The organism is Roseobacter sp. HKCCD5988 (assembly GCF_037830355.1).
In the GTDB taxonomy this organism is placed as follows: Bacteria; Pseudomonadota; Alphaproteobacteria; order Rhodobacterales; family Rhodobacteraceae; genus M30B80.
In genome coordinates, this window is sequence record NZ_JBBLYJ010000002.1 from 238,574 (window position 1) to 256,732 (window position 18,159).

General features: G+C 50.8%; 19 protein-coding genes. 11 read left to right on the plus strand and 8 right to left on the minus strand.

Annotated features, from left to right (window positions below):
* The first annotated feature begins 29 nt into the window (after positions 1 to 29).
* Complete coding sequence (locus AAC636_RS09260) at positions 30 to 1,394, plus strand: nitroreductase family protein (protein WP_340301283.1); 1,365 nt, start codon at positions 30 to 32, stop codon at positions 1,392 to 1,394.
* Here AAC636_RS09260 and AAC636_RS09265 read toward each other — a convergent pair.
* Positions 1,387 to 2,778 carry a dihydroorotase gene (locus tag AAC636_RS09265; protein WP_340301284.1) on the minus strand — a complete coding sequence of 464 codons (1,392 nt, stop codon included), beginning with the start codon at positions 2,776 to 2,778 and terminating at the stop codon, positions 1,387 to 1,389. The two genes, AAC636_RS09260 and AAC636_RS09265, sit on opposite strands and share 8 nt — an antisense overlap.
* A 140-nt stretch (positions 2,779 to 2,918) precedes the next feature.
* Between AAC636_RS09265 and AAC636_RS09270 the strand changes: the two genes are divergently transcribed.
* Entirely contained in the window at positions 2,919 to 3,815 is an 897-nt protein-coding gene (locus AAC636_RS09270; protein ID WP_340254892.1) for an isocitrate lyase/PEP mutase family protein, read from the plus strand.
* Between the two features lie 27 nt (positions 3,816 to 3,842).
* Here AAC636_RS09270 and AAC636_RS09275 read toward each other — a convergent pair whose 3' ends face one another.
* Positions 3,843 to 5,168, minus strand: coding sequence for an MmgE/PrpD family protein (locus AAC636_RS09275; RefSeq protein WP_340301285.1), 1,326 nt, complete (start codon positions 5,166 to 5,168; stop codon positions 3,843 to 3,845).
* Between the two features lie 84 nt (positions 5,169 to 5,252).
* On the opposite strand from AAC636_RS09275, the gene AAC636_RS09280 reads away from it, so the two are divergent.
* The 3 genes from AAC636_RS09280 (at position 5,253) to tcuB (ending at position 8,623) form a co-directional block, all read left to right on the plus strand.
* Entirely contained in the window at positions 5,253 to 6,017 is a 765-nt protein-coding gene (locus AAC636_RS09280) for an aspartate/glutamate racemase family protein (RefSeq protein ID WP_340254885.1), read from the plus strand.
* A 139-nt stretch (positions 6,018 to 6,156) separates the two neighbouring features.
* Positions 6,157 to 7,557, plus strand: coding sequence for an FAD-dependent tricarballylate dehydrogenase TcuA (gene tcuA / locus AAC636_RS09285; protein ID WP_445322502.1), 1,401 nt, complete (start codon positions 6,157 to 6,159; stop codon positions 7,555 to 7,557).
* Entirely contained in the window at positions 7,547 to 8,623 is a 1,077-nt protein-coding gene (gene tcuB / locus AAC636_RS09290) for a tricarballylate utilization 4Fe-4S protein TcuB (RefSeq protein ID WP_340301286.1), read from the plus strand. Before tcuA ends, tcuB begins: the two co-directional genes overlap by 11 nt.
* A 70-nt stretch (positions 8,624 to 8,693) precedes the next feature.
* Here the strand turns inward: tcuB and AAC636_RS09295 are convergent, their stop codons facing one another.
* A complete protein-coding gene (locus tag AAC636_RS09295; protein WP_340301287.1) occupies positions 8,694 to 9,587 on the minus strand; it encodes a polysaccharide deacetylase family protein in 894 nt (297 codons plus the stop codon).
* A 1-nt stretch (position 9,588) separates the two neighbouring features.
* Complete coding sequence (locus AAC636_RS09300; protein WP_340301288.1) at positions 9,589 to 10,581, minus strand: asparaginase; 993 nt, start codon at positions 10,579 to 10,581, stop codon at positions 9,589 to 9,591.
* 184 nt (positions 10,582 to 10,765) lie between these two features.
* Here AAC636_RS09300 and AAC636_RS09305 point away from each other — a divergent pair, with 184 nt between their 5' ends.
* Genes AAC636_RS09305 through arsC form a run of 3 tightly spaced genes read left to right on the plus strand, consistent with a single transcriptional unit; the run spans position 10,766 to position 12,502 of the window.
* Positions 10,766 to 11,104 carry a DUF952 domain-containing protein gene (locus tag AAC636_RS09305; protein WP_340260016.1) on the plus strand — a complete coding sequence of 113 codons (339 nt, stop codon included), beginning with the start codon at positions 10,766 to 10,768 and terminating at the stop codon, positions 11,102 to 11,104.
* Between the two features lie 19 nt (positions 11,105 to 11,123).
* On the plus strand, positions 11,124 to 12,176 hold the full coding sequence (locus AAC636_RS09310) for a quinone-dependent dihydroorotate dehydrogenase (protein ID WP_340301289.1): 1,053 nt from the start codon (positions 11,124 to 11,126) through the stop codon (positions 12,174 to 12,176).
* Positions 12,167 to 12,502, plus strand: a complete 336-nt coding sequence (arsC, locus tag AAC636_RS09315) for an arsenate reductase (glutaredoxin) (protein WP_340301290.1) — start codon at positions 12,167 to 12,169, stop codon at positions 12,500 to 12,502. The genes AAC636_RS09310 and arsC overlap by 10 nt, the downstream gene beginning before the upstream one ends.
* On the opposite strand, the gene AAC636_RS09320 is transcribed toward arsC, so the two are convergent.
* From AAC636_RS09320 to AAC636_RS09330, 3 genes are read right to left on the minus strand one after another with little or no spacing between them, the layout of a single operon-like run.
* Positions 12,499 to 13,815 (minus strand): MATE family efflux transporter, encoded by a 1,317-nt coding sequence (locus AAC636_RS09320; protein WP_340301291.1) that lies wholly within the window; start codon positions 13,813 to 13,815, stop codon positions 12,499 to 12,501. The genes arsC and AAC636_RS09320 overlap by 4 nt on opposite strands.
* Positions 13,812 to 14,204, minus strand: a complete 393-nt coding sequence (locus AAC636_RS09325; protein WP_340301292.1) for a PaaI family thioesterase — start codon at positions 14,202 to 14,204, stop codon at positions 13,812 to 13,814. Before AAC636_RS09325 ends, AAC636_RS09320 begins: the two co-directional genes overlap by 4 nt.
* Complete coding sequence (locus tag AAC636_RS09330; protein WP_340301293.1) at positions 14,204 to 14,677, minus strand: PaaI family thioesterase; 474 nt, start codon at positions 14,675 to 14,677, stop codon at positions 14,204 to 14,206. Before AAC636_RS09330 ends, AAC636_RS09325 begins: the two co-directional genes overlap by 1 nt.
* 139 nt (positions 14,678 to 14,816) lie before the next feature.
* Between AAC636_RS09330 and AAC636_RS09335 the strand changes: the two genes are divergently transcribed.
* The 3 genes from AAC636_RS09335 to AAC636_RS09345 are packed head-to-tail and all read left to right on the plus strand — an operon-like array spanning position 14,817 to position 16,953.
* The gene (locus tag AAC636_RS09335; protein ID WP_340301294.1) at positions 14,817 to 15,239 is read left to right on the plus strand and encodes a MerR family transcriptional regulator; all 423 of its coding nucleotides are present in this window, start codon (positions 14,817 to 14,819) and stop codon (positions 15,237 to 15,239) included.
* Between the two features lie 22 nt (positions 15,240 to 15,261).
* Positions 15,262 to 15,915 carry a glutathione S-transferase family protein gene (locus tag AAC636_RS09340; protein WP_340301295.1) on the plus strand — a complete coding sequence of 218 codons (654 nt, stop codon included), beginning with the start codon at positions 15,262 to 15,264 and terminating at the stop codon, positions 15,913 to 15,915.
* A 15-nt stretch (positions 15,916 to 15,930) separates the two neighbouring features.
* Positions 15,931 to 16,953: a hypothetical protein gene (locus AAC636_RS09345; protein WP_340301296.1), complete on the plus strand. Its 1,023-nt coding sequence runs from the start codon at positions 15,931 to 15,933 to the stop codon at positions 16,951 to 16,953.
* 5 nt (positions 16,954 to 16,958) lie between these two features.
* Here AAC636_RS09345 and AAC636_RS09350 read toward each other — a convergent pair whose 3' ends face one another.
* Positions 16,959 to 18,002, minus strand: coding sequence for an SPOR domain-containing protein (locus tag AAC636_RS09350; protein ID WP_340301297.1), 1,044 nt, complete (start codon positions 18,000 to 18,002; stop codon positions 16,959 to 16,961).
* Between the last annotated feature and the right edge of the window lie 157 nt (positions 18,003 to 18,159).

Consider the following 18,159-nt stretch of genomic DNA (forward strand, 5'->3'; position numbering starts at 1 on the left):
CGCAAACTGCAGTAAACTGGGAGCTAAAATTGACACTAATTGATCCCAACGAAACACACGAAAAAAATCGCAAACATCCACATTTCACAGAGATTTTATACAGACTAGCTGAGCGATATTCATGTCGCGACTTTGATGGCTCTTCTATTGACCCCATGGAACTAGAAGAAATTATTGCGGACGGCCTTCAAGCACCATCTTCTTGCAATCAACAAAATTGGCATTTCATTGTTGTAGCAGACCCAGAGCGAAAGAAACACGCGAGGGAAATTTCTGGTGGAAATCACCATTTCGAATATTGCAGCGCGTTAATATACCTGTGCTTTCAGAAAGGCTGGACTCATGGAAATTTTTCTATTGTTCAGTCAGTCGCAGGCGCTTGCTACCATATGATGCTATCAGCACATTTGCGCGGCTATCAATGCATATGGAACGCCGGGATTGGCGATCAGGATGAGTTACGAAGTTTTCTCAAAATACCAAAAAATTTTGAAATTCAGGGTGCACTAGCAATCGGAAAAGCTAAGAATAGCGCTCCAGTTATCAAAGCACCACGCCGCCCCGTGAATGAGGTTTTTTCATGGGAACACTTTGATCGTCCGTCAAACGCGACTTACCCAGTCATACCTGCCGATGACTATCCGTATTTCGAGATTACTAACAACGTTAACCCGTTCGCTGAATGGGATCCTGGAAATTGGTCATTAGCTCAGATTGCGGATTTTAGAGGGTACGCCGTGTGGGCCAAATCTCCCTTGGCGAATGTGTATGTTTCAAACAGACAAGGTGAGGCTCAGAGTGTCGAACACAGTCTGCTGCCAACCATTCGTGATGGTCGGGCGCTTGAAATCATGCCTTGGGGAGGAACATCAACAACAGCGCTTTGCAAAATCTTGGGGAATAAATGCAAACTTTCAGTAGCGGAACTTTCGACTCACAACTTGACGTTCATTCGAGAGCGCTTGGTTCAAGAGGGGATAGCGCTTGATAACGTCTCATTTGAACTAATGCCCGACGGACGTCTTTTACATAAAAATCGCACCATAGACTTAGTAGTCATTCCGCAAATCCTTGAGCATTTGCCCGATCCTGAAGGATTATTAGATGAAGTGGCCCGTGTACTTAAAAAAGACGGTCATTTGGTTGTAAGTAGCCGAAATATGGCTTCTCAATATGGTAAACTGTGGCGCGATAAAGAGTCCAAAGCTCAAATTCCAAACCAAGGGCCGTTCACCCCAATTGAGGCCTGTGAACTAAAAAATTGGATATCAAGCCGTTTCGAAATCGAAGAGGAACTTGGTATTGGCCGATATCCCACTGGAGATGCAACACCTCTTTTGAACGATGATGCCCTAAATGGACGCCTTTATGCCGTGCGAGCTCGGCTTAAGTAACGTGTGATACTGGAGCTAGCATGCGGGGAACATAGCGCCCCTTCCCCACGCTATCGTTAGTCAAGTCACCATCTCTAAGTACGAACACTCCACGAGACAATGTATGTATAACTTTTACAGTCATTGTTTGCCCTTCTAACGTGGAATAGCCAGCATCAGAGGCTAAAGAGCCGTTACTAACTTTCCAACGAGCGTTCATATCTACAATCGCGAAATCCGCATCAGCACCCACTTCAATACGGCCTTTATTCTTAAGGCCCATCCTGCGCGCTGGGTTTCGGCTAATAAGTGGCAAGATTTTATCAATAGAAATTGAACGCTCCTTTGCCGCCGTCAACAAAGCCGGTATAAAAGTATCAAGGCCAGGAAATCCTGGTTGCGCCTTCCATATGCCACCCTGTTTAGACTCTATTGGGCGGTGAATATGATCGGTCGCAATAGTATCAATCTGGCCATTAACAATACCCGCCCAAAGCGCATCCCGGTCACTCGCCATTCTCAGGGGCGGATTGACCTTACCAAGGGCACCGATATCACTATCAACATCATGAAGCAGGTATTGTATGCATGTTTCAATAGACACATCGGAGCCTGCATTTCGCTGCATGACTGCAGCCTCAAGAGCGGCTGCAGACGATGTATGCACACCGTGCACTTTTGAGCCCGTAATTTTCCCAAAATAGGAAGCGCGCGATAATGCCTCGGCCTCTACAAATGGAGGTCGTGTGGCATTCCAAGCTGCCAAATTATCGTTGTCAGGACCTTCTCTCCTCATCACACGGTCTCTTAAAACCCACGCAACCTCTATATTTTCTGGATGGGGGCACAACATGCCGTTCTCGGCAGCAAGAGTTTCTAAAAGCCGATACATAAATCCGTCATCTGTACCTGGCAAACCTAAGCGGGCGCCTTCGTCACCACGGATATTCATAAATAGTTTAGCGGTGGGTGATCCTTTACTGCAAAGAAATGGAACTTCTGAAAGCTGTGCCTCAGTGGCAATGACAAAATGAAATCCAAAGTCAATTCTAGCTCCAGCTTCAGTGACAGATTTAAGTTCATCAAAAACCGGAGTATATGGTTCTGAGCTCATTATATATGGGATAAAACATGTGACCCCGCCACACGCGGCTGCAGCGGTTTCAGTCATTGCATCGCTAGGCAACCTTGGGCGGGAAATATCACTACCATGCCCGAGATGAATGTGTGCGTCGATCGCGCCTGGCAAAATCGTCGTGCCGGTTACGTTGATAACTTCTTCCCCAGTCCCAGTTCCGGGTGCTAAGATCGCACTAATTTTGCCTTTGGAGATTACAATATCAGCCGCAACCATTCCTTTTTGGTCGAGCCAGACATTCCCACCAGTAAGTACAAGTTCGGCCAAATCTTCACTCCTTTCGAAAGTTTACAACACAAAGCATGACTCAAGAGAATTAAATATCAATCTATGAATTATGGCACTCATATAAGGCGGTACAAAAATCCGTGCGTAGCTTACGGCACAATGGTTCAAGGAGAAACTAGGTGAGTAATCTTAGAGATCAGAAAACTTTGGAACAGCGACGCAGAGAATTTCGTGAACTATGCATGTCACGTAGTGCTCTCATCGTGCCGGGTGCTGGAAACGCTCTGACCGCAAGGATAATTGAAGACACTGGATTCGAAGCTATTTATGTTACAGGCGCTGGTATTGCTAATACTTATCTCGGAGCACCCGACATAGGACTGGTAACCCTCACAGAGCTTGCTTACACAACTTCAGCGATTTCTGAGATTACCGATAAGCCATTAATTGTCGATATAGATACTGGGTTCGGAAATGCTTTGAACGCGCAACGCACCATGCGCGTTATCGAACGTGCTGGAGCTTTCGCAGTACAATTGGAAGATCAGGTTTTTCCGAAAAAATGTGGGCATTTTGAAGGGAAATCCATCATACCACTCAGCGAAGCGGTGAATAAAATCAAAGCGGTTTGCGACGTCAGAAATGATCCAAACACTATGGTGATCGCTCGCACCGATGCGAGGTCTATCGAGGGACTTAATGGTGCGCTAGATCGCGCAGAAGCGTTCCTTGAGGCTGGAGCTGATATGACTTTTGTTGAGGCTCCGCAGACGGTGGAAGAACTGAAAGAGATCACGAAACGACTATCTGCACCTCAGGTAGCCAATATGGTCGTGGGTGGCAAAACACCTCTCATAAACCAAAAAGATCTCTTTGACCTAGGCTACTCAATAGTTCTTTACGCAAATACTCCTTTGCAAGCTGCAATGCGTGCGATGAGTAATGTTCTCAAGTCACTTAAAGAAACAGGCGATGTAAGCGAGGTGATCGATAGCCTTTCTGATTTTGCAGAACGTCAGAGATTGGTTGCAAAGTTTGAATACGACGCAGCGGAAAAGAAATATTCATCAGATTAATAAGATGCCGATCAATATGCGGTAACTCTACAGAGCATCAAAAAGCTCTGACAAATCTTCCGCTTTCTCAAGCCGCATTATTGCATTCCAAACGTCATCAGACTGCTCTAGACTCCAGGAACGCTTGGTAAGCGAATGATATTTAGATTTGATATCCTCAATGCTATAGGGGTCTGCCCAATCGCCGCGATTGGTTTCAGTACTGGCCTCCAAAATGCGTTCATCCTTCAGGTAAACTTTTACCTTCGCAGGTCGTTTATTGGGTAGCTGTGCACTCATAACTTTATCTTCAAAAACTCTTACTTTTGACGCCAACTTTGTGATCAGCTCATCACCGACTTTATCGATGGTGAAGCTATCTACTCCGCTTGATCCATTAATGAGCGTGGTGGCTACCGCAAATGGAACAGAAAACTTGGCCGCTAAAACATTTCGCGGTGCAGGATCATTTAGCTCTACTGCCAATCCATAGGTGAATACTTCTACTTTTTTGATCTCAGAAGTCGACATGCTGGGATGCTTGACCTGCAAAGCTTCGATCACATCCAACGCCGCATGATTGTAACGGCAACAAGAGTGCATTTTGAAATAGTTTCTCATCACTTCCCAACGTTCTCCAAGTTGATCTGAAAGTGCACTGTCATCAAAACTATCAGAGGCGACAGATCCAAACACATGCCCTACCCCGTTGCGATCACCTGAATATCCCACTTCTACTAGATCTGCTGCAATCAAACCCATCTTGTTTGAAATACCCGCAAAAACGTTTCGAACTGTCCCACCTTCCAACATCGTTTGGCGCGAGGTTGTAAGGCCAAGGTTTGCCGCAATATTCATAACTTCATAAATTTGTGTTTCGCTACCATCTCTTAGATGCATCACCGCTACTGCTGCCCCAATTGCACCCCAAGTGCCATGTGGATGCATCGAAGGCCGTAAAGACGTTGCAATTCCAACTCGCGCTGCAGCCTCATACCCCAGCGTAATTGCTGTAAGCAGTTTTTTTCCAGATATTTTTTGAACCGAAGCCTCCGCTAGTGCCGCTGGAATGACATGCATTGCGGGGTGGCCTTTGCAAAATTGATTACCCTCATCCATTTCAAGGGTCGTACCAGCAGTGCCATTTAAAAAAGCAGCAACTTTTATTTCAGTTAAACTTTTTGAACCGATAATTACGGCAGGGCCATGAGATCGGGACGAAAACTTTTCAGTTAACGAACGAACTTCTAACTCCTCCGCTCCCCCGACTATGGCGCCAATACTGTCACAAAGGATCAATGCCGTTTTATTTAAAACATCATCTGGAACTGAAGCCTGTGCAAGAAACTCGGCAAAATTCAGCATATGCTTCATAGGTGTAGCCTTTCAAAAATTTGGGTTTAATGTTACTTAAAATTAAAAAAATCACAATAAAATCACTGCGTTTGGAGTGCCAAAATGAAGTCTGTTCTTGTAATTGTTCCATTCCCTATGACGCCAGAAAATCGCAGCCAGAGAGAAGAACAGCTGAATGCTGTAAAGTTAGGCCCAGACATATCTTTTACGTTTGAATCCGTTAAGTTAGCGCCACAAAATTACGTAAGCGCCTCAGACATGGCGCTGGCTGAGATAGGAGTTTTGGAGGCTGGTCTAGAAGCCGAAAAACGGGGATTTGACGCAGTATGCATTGACACGATGAGTGACAGTGGGGTGGCGGCCCTTAGGTCTGAATTGACTATACCAGTTATTGGTCCCGGACGAGCCTCGCTTCTAATGGCGATGATGCTGGGAAAACGTTTCTCAATTATTGCCCTGTGGCCGCACTGGAAGCACCTCTACACAAAGACGCTCGATGAGCTTGGTATAACCCATGCCTGCGCGTCAATCAGAGCATTAGATATAACGCCGAATAACCAAAGCCTGTTGACGGGAAAAGAATCCGACATCTTCCCAGCTCTTACAAAACTTGCATTACAATGCATCGAAACAGACGGAGCTGATGTCATAGTCTTAGGCTCAACCACTATGCATCAAGCCCACATGCATTTGGCTGAGGCGCTACCTGTCCCAGTTATAAACCCAGGTCCGCTTACATATGCTATGGCTGAGGCTTTGTTCGGCCTAAACCTATCACACAGTAGAACTGCCTACCCAAAATCTCCAAAACCGAAGCCGGAAGTGATACATGCTATGCTTGAAACTGCGTCTAAGTATGACCACTGAATGTTACTTAATAAAAAACAACAATTATCGATACTCAAGTTCGGTATAAATGCACTTTGATTGCTTGTGCTTTACTAACCGGTTTGCCGATAGATCAGACATGGTGTTTTCAAATCCTTAATTTTCCAAAAGGTGTAAATTGAAGATTATTAGAGCGTCAGAGTCCTACGAAATTGTCGTGATTGGAGGTGGAAATGCAGCACTGTGTTCTGCGATTAGTGCCGCTGAGGCTGGCGCAAGGGTTTTAATTCTAGAGGCTGCGCCAAAGGCTTACCGCGGGGGGAACTCTCGTCATACGCGTAATTTTCGATGCATGCATTCCGAGCCGTTAGGGCCTTTAATCGAAAGCTATAGCGAAGATGAATATTTTAACGATCTAATGAAAGTTACAAACGGCAAAACCGATCAAGGCCTTGCACGAATGGTCATTCGCCAATCCGAGAAATGTATGCCGTGGATGGAGAGACACGGCGTAAGATTTCAGCCATCTTTATCCGGCACGTTGTCCCTTGCCCGGACAAACGCCTTTTTTCTCGGTGGCGGGAAAGCTCTTATCAATGCGTATTACCGCACGGCTGAAAATTTGGGAGTAGATGTCAAATACGATGCGAGTGTTACCCATCTTGAAATAGATGACGGCGAAGTCATCTATCTCGACTACATTCAGCACGAGCAATCTTATCGACTATCGCCAAAGGCTGTTGTGGTAGCATCAGGCGGATTTCAAGCGGACACCGATTGGCTCGCACGTGCCTGGGGCCCCGCTGCAAAGAATTTTCTAATCCGAGGCACGCCCTACAATCGTGGTGTAGTTCTAGACGACTTGCTCCGCCAGGGGCTAGAGCAAGTGGGAGACCCGACACAATGCCATGCTGTTGCTATAGATGGACGTTCGCCGAAATACGATGGTGGTATCGTCACACGGCTTGATTGTGTACCTTTCTCGATTGTCGTGAACAAGAATGCTGAACGGTTTTACGATGAAGGCGAAGACGTGTGGCCCAAACGTTATGCTATCTGGGGCCGGCTGGTCGCCGCTCAACCTGAGCAAATAGGCTATGCGATCATCGATGCAAAGTCACTTGAACTGTTCATGCCGTCCGTCTTCCCACCGATCAAAGCGGACACGATTGAGGATTTAGCATTAAAAATGGATCTACCCGCACAAAAGCTGCGAGCTACGGTAGACAAATTCAATGCAAGCTGTGGTGATACTACTGGCTTTCGTCCGACAGAATTGGATGGTGTAAGCACATCTGGCCTTAAACCACCAAAGACCAACTGGGCACGGCCCATTATAGAAGCACCTTTTTATGGTTACTCGCTACGCACTGGAGTCACATTCACGTACCTAGGCTTGAAGGTCGACGAGAACGCGCAATGTAGCGTTGGCAATCGCCCGGTAAGCAACCTTTGGGCTGCGGGTGAGACAATGGCCGGATCCATTCTGGGCCAAGGATATTTAGCGGGGTTTGGAATGACTATCGGTACCGTTTTCGGACGTATCGCCGGGAAAGAGGCTGCAAAGTATGTTAACTGATATGAAGGAAGAAGCGCGCCGGCAGGCTGAAATTTGCAATGCATGCCGCTACTGTGAAGGCTACTGCTCAGTTTTCCCTTCGCTTCATAGCAATCGAGAGTTTTCTGACGGAGAAATCATACAATTGGCAAATCTCTGTCACAATTGCCGTGGCTGTTACTACGCGTGCCAGTATACGGCTCCGCATGAGTTTGACCTAAACCTACCAGCCGCGCTAGCAGAGGTCAGGCAAGACAGCTGGGAGGCTTTTGCGTATCCGCGTTTTGTCGCAACCCATTTTCAAAAAAATGGGATGGCCATCGCTCTTGCAACCAGTCTTTGTTTCTCTGCTTTTTTCGTTGTGACCCAATGGCTTGGGCGAGGCAATGGAGAAGGGTTTTACGCGTTCATCTCTCACGACCTAATGATTTTAATATTTGCACCTGCCTTCGTATTGCCACTTACCAGCCTCACAGTAAGTTTGCGTCGGTACTGGCTGGCTGTAGACGGAACGCGCATTAAACTTATCCATATTTACGATGCCCTCCGCGCTGCTGCTACTATGCATAATCTGGCTGGTGGGCATGGCGAGGGCTGCAATTTTGAAGACGAAGACCGCTTTACCCAAGCAAGGCGCGTTGCTCATCAATTAGTTTTGTACGGATTCTTGCTGTGCTTTGCGAGCACTTCCTCAGGGACCATTCTCCACTACATCTTTGGCCTTCCAGCGCCACACGGTTTTTTCTCGTTGCCCAAACTTTTGGGTATGCCTGGCGGCCTGATGCTAACATGGGGCGCTATTTGGTTATTCCGCCTCAAACTTAAAGCTGATCCCAATTTAGGCTCAATGGCGGCGCGCAATGGGGAATTCGGGTTCATTGCCCTATTGGGGTTTGTGGCCGCCAGTGGCCTCGTTTTGTATATTCTTGGCCAGACCGCCTTAATGCCGCTGACTTTGGCGGTCCACCTAGGCGCAGTTCTTACGTTTTTTCTACTTACGCCATATACAAAAATGGTGCACGGCATTTATCGCTTTGCTGCGTTAGTGCGTGATGCGCAACGTAAAACGGGGTCAACCAATCCGTAATCTGAATGACGAGGGATACATTTGCCTTCTTCCAGCAGCCGCACTTTTTGACACGATTAGAGCAAGTATCTCAACTCCCGGGCACAATGCCCTTTTCGAGACCAGCACAATAATCGTAAACGCCTCCAACAGTTGTAATCCAAAGCTCGTCTCGGCGCTCCATTATATGCGTCAAAGCACGGCGCAATGCTCTGAGCCTATACGGGTGACCAAAGACAAATGGATGAGTAATTAATGTGAAAACAAGAGGCCGTTTTTGGGATAGGTACATCATTTCATCAAATTGGTCTTTGATCATCCTTTCAAACGACATCGCACTCTCTTGCCGAAAGACCATCGAAGGCGAGTCATTTAACTCAATTGAGTAAGGCACAGACATAATACGACCGTTACGTGTCCGCATCCAAAATGGCTGATCATCTGCCGGCCAATCCAAATTGAAGCAATATCCGGCCTCTTGCAGCAAATCTAATGTTACTTCGCTTTGTGCGAAATACGGCCCCATCCACCCTTTTGGTTGGTAACCAATCAGTTCAATGAGCTCTTCGGTAGCTTCCTGTATCAATTCACGTTCGTTTGGTTCATCCAAGACGTCTTGTCGTTCACCATTGGAACGGCCATGAGCAACTATTTCATCACCCCTTAGTTTTATCCTATCCAGCAGTTGCGGGTGACGCCTGAAAAGCGCGGAATTTGAATTATGCGATGCAGGAATTGAAAAATCGTCGAGCAAGTCAAAGAGATACCATTGACCAACTCTATTTCCATAGTCACGCCATGCGTAATTACGGTGTGTCTGAGGAGCGTTTAAAACCGCGCTATCAGATCCGATACCCTCTCGATAGGAAAATACTTCCAAGTTATTGCATAAACAGAAAGCTAATCTCTTCCCTTCCGGCCAGGTGTAATCCTGACGATCTGGCAAGGGGACATAGTCATAACGATTATGAGCACGCAGTTTCATTTCACATCTGATCAAAATAGTTTTGCAACGCTTCAGTCTCCTCAGTAACGGTCAGTCCCAACATAAGCAAAATTCGTGCCTTGTGAGCTGACAAGTTTTCTCCAGAAACAATACTGAATTCTTTCAAATGTAACCTTCGTGCAATCCTACCAGAAGCAACTCGGCTACATTGTACAACCGGGATACCTTTGGAAACCGCCCTCAGTAATTCTTTCCATTCTAGTGGAGATGTCATACCTGGGGCAAACCCCGCAGAAACTAAACCACGGGCACCAGCTTTTATACAAGCACGTGCAATTGTTTCATCACCACCAGCAACAGCATAAAGCACGTCTACCCGAGGTAGAGCAGAAAGGTGAGAAATAGAGAATTTGACATCACTACGAAGCGGCGCTCGTCTGACCCTTACCCCATCTGGATCTACTACGCCTAATGCTCCATAAGCTCCCGAAGAAAACGCATTGAGGCGATAAGTAGAGCCCTTAGCAACATCACGGGCACTATGAATTTCATCGTTAAAAACAATCAAAACCCCCATCGAACGTAACTTCTCATCGGTGGCCGTTCGGATTGCCGCTACGGCGTTGGACAATGCATCACTACCTACGGCTCCTAGCGGTCGCTGGGCACCTACAAGGACAACAGGGCGATCTAATTCGACTGTGAGATCGAGAAAGAAAGCCGTTTCTTCTAATGTTGCCGTTCCATGAAGTATGACTATCCCCGTTAATTCAGGTTTCTCATCAAATATATCTCGTACTAAGCGCGCTAGCTCTAACCAATCTATTGGACCAATCTTGCTTGATCCAACTTCTCGAAAAGCGATTGCCTCTAAATCAGCAAAATCTATGAGTGGTTGTAATTCGGAAACCATCTCATTTGCGGTAAGCTTATGCCCAGTTTCAGGGTAATCTAACACATCAAAGGCGTGAGAAGCGCGAGTGGAAATCGTTCCACCACATCCGATTAAAGCTACCTTTTTTGAGGGCTTCATTGACTTCAACCCAAGCTTACTTCGCTGTTCAATAAGTCACACAGTGAGTTTGGAAGCAAGTAAGCTTGAAGCTTATCGAAGCAAAAACTAGTTCGTTTTACGAAAACAACTGATACAGACTTACCAATCTAAGCTTTGGCCCTATCACGATAGTAACATTCTTAACCGGCGAACTTTACTGGAAATGATCATATTTAAAATCCTTCAAACCCTAGAATGGCGAGATCTTTGCACACAAAAAGAAACATTGGGTGCGCCCGTTGATCAGGCCGATGGGTATATCCATTTCTCCACCGCGGCACAGGTCGAGGAAACCTTGTCCAAACATTTTTCGGGTGTTAGCGGATTGGTGCTCATAGCCTATGAAGCCAGTATATTTGGCGACGCGCTGCGTTGGGAGGTGTCACGCGGGGGTGCCCTTTTCCCTCATTTGTATTCAAAACTGCCCTTGCGCGGGATTTTGTGGCATCACGAATTAAAGTTACAAAATGGTGTTCATATCCTGCCCAATTTAAACGGTTGATTAAAGATTAGGACAGTTGATGTTTGATAAAGCTGCTCTCGCTGCGTTGCGCCTTATTTCTCCTGAACGGGCGCATGGCCTTGCGCTAACGGCGCTGAACATGGGGCTTGCCCCCCAAACGGGGCCGATTACCACCCCACGTTTGGCAGTAACTGTTGCAGGGATGAATTTCCCAAACCCGCTTGGCCTTGCGGCGGGCTTTGACAAAAATGCCACCGCAATTGCGCCCTTAATGAAAACGGGGTTGGGGTTTATTGAGGTGGGGGCAATCACGCCGCAGGCGCAGCCAGGAAACCCGCAACCCCGCGTGTTTCGCCTGCCGCGTGACCGCGCAGTGATCAATCGCTTTGGCTTTAACAATGAAGGCATGGAGGCTGCATCCAAACGTCTTGCCGACCGCCCCCATCGCATTCCTTTGGGTTTGAATTTGGGCGCCAATAAAACCAGCACGGATCGCGCGGCAGATTACGCTTTGGTTTTGGCCCGTTGTGGGGGGATGATTGATTTTGCTACGATCAACATCTCCTCGCCCAACACCGAGAACCTGCGCGACCTGCAGGCCGCAGACCAGCTAGAACGCTTGTTGCAAGGGGTAATGGATGCAAATTTTGATCTCGCCCGTCCCGTGCCCCTCTTTGTGAAAATTGCACCTGACCTGACCAATGACGAGATTGACGCCATTGCAGAGCTTGGCTTGCGGATGCAGCTTGCGGGGATCATTGCCACTAATACCACCATTTCACGCGAGGGGTTGCGCGGGCGCCATCGGCGCGAAACAGGGGGCCTCTCAGGGCAGCCCTTGTTCGAGCGATCCACCCAAGTTCTGGCACGACTGTCGCAGCAAACAGGCGGCAAGATTGCCTTGATTGGTGTGGGGGGCGTGGCCAATGCGGATCAAGCCTATACCAAGATCAAGGCGGGCGCGCATTTGGTGCAGCTTTACACGGGGCTTATTTATGGGGGTATGGGTTTGGTTGCCGATATCCTTCAAGGTCTTGACGCCGCTCTTGCGCAAGATGGCCATGACAGTTTGCAATCTGCCATCGGCACGGGGGTTGACGCATGGCTTTGACCGTCTGGCATAATCCACGCTGTTCGAAATCCCGTCAGGCTTTGGCATTGCTGACAGAGCGCGGCATAGAGTTTGACACGCGCGCCTATTTAGACGCCGCGCCCACCCATGCCGAACTGGCCGCAGTGATCTCAAAACTAGGCCGCCCTGCCCGCGATTTGATCCGCGCAAAAGAGGCACGCGAAACGGGGGTGGATTTGACGGATGAGGCCGCAATCTTAGCTGCCATGGCCGATGATCCGCGCCTGATTGAACGCCCTGTTTTGATCAGTGAAACCGCCGCCGCGATTGGCCGCCCGCCTGAAAATATCCTTACGCTGCTTTAGGTCGCGCTGCGCTCAAGTGCGGGATAGCGCGCCCCAAGGCTGAGACCGCGCAGGATGAACATCCCCAACAACGCGGCCCATAACCCGTGATTTCCATAGGCGGGAATCAGCGTCAGGCACAGCATGACATAGCCTGCGAAAGATAGGGCCATCATGTTGCGCATGTCACGGGTGCGGGTTGCGCCAATGAATATCCCGTCCAAAATCCATGCTTGAAACCCAACAAGCGGCGCAAGCACCATCCAAAACAGGTAATCACGCGCCTCAATCCGCACTTCGGGCGCAGTGGTAAGAATATCAATAATCTCGCCTCCAAAGACCCAAAAAGCTGCGGCCATCACCACCGCGACACCGCCCGACCAAAGCGCCGTCATCATGGCGCTTCGGCGCAAGGCGGCGCGGTTTTTGGCCCCTAAGGATTTTCCAACAAGACTTTCGGCGGCAAAAGCAAACCCGTCCAACCCATAGGCGGTAATATGAATGAATTGCATAAGAATTTGATTGGAAGCGAGGGTCGTATCCCCTAAATCCGAGCCGATATAGATAAATGAGGTAAACCCCGCCATCAGAAAAACGGAACGGATCAAAATATCGGTGTTGACCTGCGCCATATGCATCAGCCGCCCGCGATCAAAAACGCGCGGCCAATCGCGCCATGCCGCTTGCGAAAATCCCGCGCGACACAGATAAAGCCCAAGCGCCAAGCCCGACCATTCTGCAATGGCCGTGGCGGCGGCCACACCATCGACATGATAACCCAAACCCAACACAAACCCCACTGACAGCAGGATGTTCAACCCGTTCATCCAGAGCTGTAAAACGAACACAGCGCCTGTGCGTTCAGCGGCAATCAACCACCCCGTGATGCCATAAATCGCGATTGCAGCGGGGGCAGACCAAATGCGGATTGCCATGTAATCGCGCGCCAAGGCCTCGACCGCATCACTTGCGGGGGCTATTGCAAAAATGGCCACGAAAATTGCTGATTGCAGAAGGATCAAAAGCACACCAGCCACCACGCCGATCATCAAAACGCGCGACAGCAAGGCCGAGATTTCGGCCTGATCCCCTGCCCCATGGGCCTGCGCGGCCAAACCGACCGTGCCCATGCGCAAGAATCCAAAAATCCAAAATACAGTGGTCATGGATATCGCACCCAAGCCCACCGCGCCTATCATAGCCGCATCACCCAATTGGCCAACAACGCCCGTGTCGACCAAACCCAAAAGCGGCACTGTGATGTTTGACAAAACCACAGGCACGGCAATGCGCAACACCCGCGCATGGGTCAAGGGCGGAGTCTGATCCGTCATGGGGCTGTCACCAAGGCAAAATGGCCATGCGCCGCGGCAATGGGGGCGTCTTGATCACCTTGCCACATCGTGACCGAGACCGAGGCAAAACGGCGCCCCGCGCGGGTCAGCTGCGCCTTGGCAAACCCATCTTCGGGCAGGCCGCGGCGCAAATAATCCACAGTGAAATCAATCAACTTTGGCGGGGTTGTCAGTGGGATAGAGAGCACATCTATAACATGGGTTTGCGCCGCGATCTGCAGCACCGATGCCGTAACCCCGCCATGCAGCGCGGGCAAAATCGGATTGCCAATCAAAACGCCACCATAAGGCAATTTGATCACCCCGCCCTCTTGGCCCTCTAGGCCCAAAAACCGCGCATAAGGCAGCTGGTTCAAAATCTGCTGCATCAGCCCTGCCTCTTTTGCGGGTTGACCATCTCCAAGACACCCTTGCCCTCTGGCCCATATTCGACCGTGAAACTTCCGCTGGCTTTGGCCAAAAGCGCGCCTGTCTCTTGATCGGTGGCCGCCACAGTGACAAAGGCCACATTTCCCCTGATGGCATAACACTCCGCCTTGGCCAGAACCGTGCCTTTTGCACTCTGGCCCATCACATCAAGGCGCAGATCTAAGGTCGCGGTCGCAAGGGGTTTGCTGTCATGCGCCACCACTGCCGTGCCTGCACAGGTATCCATCAGCGCCGTGAGTGCGCCTTCATGCAGCGCGCCCGCAGCATCACGGAGATGGGGTAGAACCCGCATCGTCATCGCCGCAGTCCCAGATCCAAGGGCAACAATGTTCATCTGCAACGCCGCCGCATAGGGCAATTGCGTTATGAAACTTTGCGCGACATGGAGGATATCCGACTGGTCGGAGGGCACGGGCATAATCCAACAAATTGGGGTTGATAATCTGCACCATCTAACGCGCGGCGCGCGCCCGCGGCAATGCGCAAATTACATCGATACCAATTCTATGATAAGCTGTGGTCAAATCATGGATCAGCCGAGGATGCCTCAAATGCCATCAGACGCCCCACAGCGCGAGGCCGATTTTCGCACCATCGGCGAGATGTGCGCCCTGTTTCAAGTGACGCCGCGCAGCCTTCGGTTCTACGAAAGCAAGGAGTTGTTGGCCCCCTTGCGTGTAGGACAAAAGCGGGTTTATTCCCGCAGCGACCAAGCGCGTCTCAAACTGATTTTACAGGGCAAACGCTTTGGCTTTAGCCTAGAGGCGATGCGACAATTGCTTGACCTTTATGCACTTGGCGACAATCAAGTGACGCAACTGGAAAGAAGCCTAGAATTTGGGTGTGAAAGATTGCACGATATGCAGGCACAATATACCGAGTTAGGCCAAGCCATTCGTGATTTGCAAAGTCAAATTGATTTGGTGGCGCAAATGCTGGCAGACCGAAAATCGGATCAAGACCGACAGGCATAACGTGACATAAGGAAACGGAGCCGTGACCAACACCCTCTATTGTTTTGGGGAATCTGGAAATGCCTATAAAGCCGCGCTGTGCCTGACTTTGGCAGGTGTGCCTTGGCAGCCCCGTTTTGTCGATTTCTTCAACGGCGAGGCGCGCGGGGCAGAGTTTCGCGCAATAAACCCAATGGGCGAAGTTCCCGTGCTAGATGCAGGGGGTAAAATCCTGACCCAATCAGGGTTGATCCAAACTTGGGTTATGGATGAAACAGGCAAACTCGCAGGGGCGAGTGCCGCAGACCGTCAAGAAATCTTGCGGTGGATTTTGTTCGATAATCAAAAGGTTTCGGGCACTGCGGGGCCGTTGCGGTTCTTGATGAATTTCGCGCCCGAGGACAAACGAGATGCGGGCGTTATTGGGTATTTGACGGGGCGGATGCAGGCCGCGCTTTCCATTCTCGAAGGGGTGCTCAGCACCCGCGACTGGATTGCCTGCGACAGTGTCTCTGCGGCCGATATCGCCTGTGCGGGCTATCTCTATTATCCTGAAAATTTCAATTTCACGCGCGCCGATTATCCTGCGATTTCGGCATGGCTGACCCGCTTGGCCCGCCAACCCAATTGGGCACATCCCTATGACCTAATGCCTGCGCCAACCTTGGGCAAAGATGACGGGTTTCGCGATGCATAAGCGCGAGGGCATTCCGTGACCGCGTTAGAGGAATATCAAAAACTAGAGGCCACAGGCCTTTGGCGCGATGTTGGCGACAGCCAACGCCGCGAAGTGTTGATCAATTTGGGCAACACTTCTTTGATCATATCGACCCTTTCAGAAACCGCGCTCACCCATTGGTCGCTGGCCGCGGTGATCCGCGTCAATCCAGGCGGGCTGCCCGCTCTTTATGTGCCTGTGGAGGGTAGTGACGAAAGCCTCGAGATCGCGGATGAGGACATGATCGCCGCAATCGAAAAGCTGCGCAGTATGATTGACCGCCATCGCCCCCATCCGGGGCGGTTGCGTGGTATTCTGGCGGCCACAACCGCGGCAGTGGTTCTGGGCTTGGGCCTGTTTTGGTTGCCTGATGCATTGGTGCGCCAGACAGTGCATCTTTTGCCCGAGGCAAAAAAGCGCGAAATAGGTCAGGATATTCTCACAGAGATGATCCAACTGACGGGGCCAAGCTGCAATCAAACCGCGGGGCAAGCCGCGCTTGCAACCCTTGCGCGGCGGGTGTTCATCGCCACACCGACCGTGCCGCGGCTTGTGGTTCTGCGCGATGGTCTGCCCGCAAGCCTACATTTGCCAGGCGATTTGATCGTGCTGAACCGATCCGTGGTTGAGGATTACCAAAGCCCTGATGTGTTGGCAGGATTTTTATTGTCGGAATATATCCGCTTGGTGGACAGCAACCCCACCCAAGCCCTGCTGCAAGAGGCGGGTTTGTGGGCGACATTTCGACTGTTGACCACAGGCGAGATCAGCAAAACGCATCTGGCTGCGCGCGCCGCCAGTCTGCTGACCGAAACACCAACAGATATTGCCGATGAGGCGCTTTTATCGCAATTTGCACAGGCTGAGATTTCCTCGCAGCCTTACGCCTACGCGCTCGATATTTCGGGTGAAAACACCCTTAGCCTGATCGAGGCAGACCCCCTTCGGACAGCACCAAATGCGCCCTTGTTAGAAGATACGAGATGGGTTGCCCTACAGGAGATTTGCACTGAGTGAACAGATCACTGAACGCGGGCCGAGGTGAACCCTGCCGCACGCAGGGCCAATGCCGCGCGTTGCGTTGCTGCATCACTTGAGAACGGGCCGACCAGAACCGCATATCCCGAACTCATACGCCCAAGCCGTGCGGTCATTCCAAATTGGGCCAATTGCGCGGCGGTCTGCGCGGCTTCGTTCCGCGTGCTATAGGTGGCTGCCCGAACCAATGCACCTGTCACGGAAACTGCGGGCATGGCTGTTGCCTGAACCGTTGCAGGCTCTGAGGCCCTTAGGCCGCTACGGGGCGGGACGAGTGCTGTCTCTACGGGTGGGGCATTGCGGCTTGATTGCGACACGGGCCCCTGCGGCTGTGCGGCGGGTTCCGCGCGTGTGGATCGGCTGACGAAAATTGACGGCGCCTCCGTGGCCTGAGGCGTTGCAATTTCCTGTGGGATAGGCCCGGGTGCAGCCACCGCTGTGGCAACGGGTGGTCTGCCACCGCTAAATAGGCTCGCGAAAAAATTTTGCAGGCCAAAGCGCAAGCGTCCCCTGCGGTCATTTTGCAGACGCGCTGGCACGCCCTGATCCCAAATCTGCGCCATTTGCGCATCACCCGTTGCGGTGCGCGGCCCCCGCATCGGATTGAGACGCCCATCTGACCACGCAGACCGATACCCTTCGGGCACGATAAGCCCACTTGGATCCGTTGCCGCAATCCGTCCTGTCGCGGCACCCGCAATCATGGAGGGAACCGCCAATGGCGCGCGAAGCTCAGAACGGGCCAACCCATCGGCAGGGTGAATGGGTTGCGGGCCACAACGTATTGCCGTGCGGCTGCGAATTTCGGTCACGCTGCCATCGCGGGCGCGAATGATGCAGCGATTGGAATTATTTGACGGGCTTGGCACGGGCGGAACAACCGCCATGACAGGTGCCGCAGCGGGTGCCACACCAACGGGTTCCCGCAGGCGCATGGGGGCCTGTGCGGGCTGTATCACGGGCGCTGCACCCACAACCGGGGCGGGCGCGACAGGGGCCGCCGCCATTTGCGACAGGGAGGGCGGCAAACCGCAAATCTGCCTGCGATCCCGCGAGATACGCGGAATCCAATCTGTCGAAGCCCCCTGCCCCGTGCGAATAAACGCACAGCCTGTGCTGTCGACATATTGTTCAGAGGTAAATGACTGGGGGGAGGAATTCCGCGGGTGGCCTTAGGTTTTGCGC